Origin of the sequence: Acidovorax sp. MR-S7, from assembly GCF_000400995.2 — a bacterium.
GTDB lineage: Bacteria > Pseudomonadota > Gammaproteobacteria > Burkholderiales > Burkholderiaceae_C > MR-S7.
The window spans coordinates 1-2,696 of record NZ_DF238993.1; the positions used below are offsets into that span (position 1 = coordinate 1).

The window sequence follows — 2,696 nt, forward strand, 5'->3', positions numbered from 1 at the left end:
TACCATTCAGTTCGGAGACCGCATCTCCGTCAATTGAAGTCCGACCCGTTTACACAAAAATTCGGACACGCCCCAAAACGGCTGCAGCAGAAGAAGTTGGTTCTCATCGATGGCGAGAAGCTAGCTGAACTGATGATGGACTTCGGAGTGGGCGTAAGCCGTGTGGCCACGTACACCGTGCAGAAAATCGACCCGGACTACTTCGGCGAGGAATGAGCCTGAGGCTGTCGCATCTTCGCACGGCCTCTAATTTTGTCCAATAGTCACCCCGAAATTGGCCTAACTCATTGATTTAAAAGGGTTTTGGCCATCAGAGTCATAACACCCTCAAAAAAACAAAAGCCCCGCGAGGAGCGGGGCTTGCGTGCGTGGAGCGTGGGGCGGAGGGTCAGCCGCCGCGGCGCATGGCTTCGAAGAATTCCACGTTGGTCTTGGTTTCCTTCATCTTCTTGATCATCAGCTCCATGGACTCGATCTCGTCCATGTTGTACATGAACTGGCGCAGGATGCGGGTCTTCTGCAGGATCTCGGGCGGCAGCAGCAGCTCTTCGCGGCGCGTGCCGCTCTTGTTGAGCTCGATGGCGGGGAACACGCGCTTCTCGTAGAGGCGGCGGCTCAGGTGGATTTCGCTGTTGCCCGTGCCCTTGAACTCTTCGAAGATCACTTCGTCCATGCGGCTGCCGGTATCGACCAGCGCGGTGGCGATGATGGTGAGGGAGCCGCCTTCCTCCACCTTGCGCGCCGCGCCGAAGAAGCGCTTGGGGCGCTGCAGCGCGTTGGAGTCCACGCCGCCCGACAGCACCTTGCCGGAGGAGGGCACCACGTTGTTGTAGGCGCGGGCCAAGCGGGTGATGGAGTCCAGCAGGATCACCACGTCCTTTTTCAGCTCCACCAGGCGCTTGGCGCGCTCGATCACCATCTCGGCCACGTGCACGTGGCGCGCGGCGGGCTCGTCGAAGGTCGAGGCGATGATCTCGCCCTTGACCGTGCGCTGCATCTCGGTCACTTCTTCGGGACGCTCGTCCACGAGCAGCACCATCAGGTGCACATCGGGGTTGTTGGCCGTGATGGCATGGGCGATGTGCTGCATCATCACCGTCTTGCCGCTCTTTGGGGGCGCGACGATCAGCGCGCGCTGGCCGCGGCCGATGGGGGCGATGATGTCGATGATGCGGCCCGTGATGTTCTCCTCGCCCTTCATGTCCCGCTCGAGCTTCATCTGCTCCTTGGGGAACAGCGGCGTGAGGTTCTCGAACATCACCTTGTGCTTGTTCTGCTCGGGCGGGCCGCCGTTGACCGAATCGAGCTTGGTCAGCGCGAAGTAGCGCTCGCCGTCCTTGGGCGTGCGCACCTCGCCTTCGATCATATCGCCGGTGTGCAGATTGAAGCGGCGCACCTGGCTGGGACTGATGTAGATGTCGTCCGTGCTGGCGGTGAAGCTGGTGTCGGGGCTGCGCAGGAAGCCGAAGCCGTCGGGCAGGATCTCGAGCACGCCGTCGGCGAAGATCTGCTCGCCTGCCTTCGCGCGCTTCTTGATGATGGCGAACATCAGCTCCTGCTTGCGCATGCGGCCGCCGTTTTCGATCTCAAGGGCTTCCGCCTGCTTGAGGACTTCAGACACGTGCAGTGCCTTGAGTTCGTTAAGGTGCATGAATGACTCCTGAACGGAGTGGATATGTCTCTTGACTGGAGGGGAGTTGGCTGCGTGCCGTGCGGGCTGGGTTACCCTGGCGAGCCTGTGACCTGGAACCAGCCGCTGGTTGGGTTGCGTGCGGCGAGGCGACCAATGCGGATTATGACAGGAAAATTCCGGGCCCTTGCAGGGCAGGTGCGCTGGCGGCCTGGCACGGGGCCGCCGGCGCGGGACATCAGGCCAGTTGCTGGTCGATGAAGGCGGTGAGCTGGGCCTTGCTCATGGCGCCGACCTTGGTGGCGGCCAGCTCGCCGTTCTTGAACAGCATCAGCGTGGGAATGCCGCGGATGCCGAACTTGGCGGGGATCTCGCGGTTCTCGTCCACGTTCATCTTGGCGATGGACAGCTTGCCCTGGTAGGCGGTGGCGACCTCGTCGAGGATCGGGGCGATCATCTTGCACGGGCCGCACCACTCGGCCCAGTAGTCCACCAGCACCGGTGTGCCGGCCTTGAGCACGTCGGCTTCGAAACTGGCGTCGGAGATATGTCGGATGAGTTCGCTGGCCATGGCGCGTTCCTTGGGTTCCTTGAGAGGCGGGGCGTATAAAGTCGGGCATTGTGACAGAAACGCAAACCCTGCACCCCGGTATGGCCGGTGACTGCGACGCTATGACAGTCATAGCGAAAAACGATGGCGCCGATGCCTGCTGGCGCACCGTCTTCGGCAGCGTAAGGGCCCATGCGCAGCAGTGCGGCGTGCACCTGGCGGGCGCCGTGGTGCTCGTGCCTTACGCCCAGCTCATGGCCGAGGCGCGGCGGCAATGGGCGCGCCTGCACCCCCAGGGCTTCATGCCGCAGTTCGAGACCACGCGCAACTGGGCGCGGCGGCTCGGCGCCCCGCTGCCCGAGGGCAGCGAGTTCGCGGGCGATGTGGCGTGCGACGCCGTCACCGCTCGCGCGCTGCTCGAGCGCGCCGGCCTGGCCGCCCACCGCGAAGCCCTGGCCGATCCGCTGCTGGAGATGGCGGCCCAGCTCGCCGCCGCCGCGGCCGCCGCCGGCCCGC

2 protein-coding genes and 2 pseudogenes are annotated in these 2,696 nt (G+C 63.9%); 2 read left to right on the forward strand and 2 right to left on the reverse strand.

Annotation, left to right across the window (positions count from 1 at the left end):
* Positions 1–216, forward strand: a pseudogene (locus AVS7_RS20850) (hypothetical protein); the annotation flags it as partial.
* 172 nt (positions 217–388) lie between these two features.
* Here AVS7_RS20850 and rho read toward each other — a convergent pair.
* Entirely contained in the window at positions 389–1,651 is a 1,263-nt protein-coding gene (rho, locus tag AVS7_RS20855) for a transcription termination factor Rho (protein ID WP_020229982.1), read from the reverse strand.
* Positions 1,652–1,868: 217 nt separating this feature from the next.
* Entirely contained in the window at positions 1,869–2,201 is a 333-nt protein-coding gene (trxA, locus tag AVS7_RS20860; protein WP_020229983.1) for a thioredoxin TrxA, read from the reverse strand.
* 101 nt (positions 2,202–2,302) lie between these two features.
* Between trxA and AVS7_RS20865 the strand changes: the two are divergent.
* Positions 2,303–2,696: pseudogene (locus AVS7_RS20865) on the forward strand (PD-(D/E)XK nuclease family protein); the annotation flags it as partial.

Excerpts from the sequence above, each read along its gene's own strand:
- rho (WP_020229982.1), bottom strand. The coding sequence starts at position 1,651 with ATGCACCTTAACGAACTCAAGGCACTGCACGTGTCTGAAGTCCTCAAG.
- trxA (WP_020229983.1), bottom strand. The coding sequence starts at position 2,201 with ATGGCCAGCGAACTCATCCGACATATCTCCGACGCCAGTTTCGAAGCC.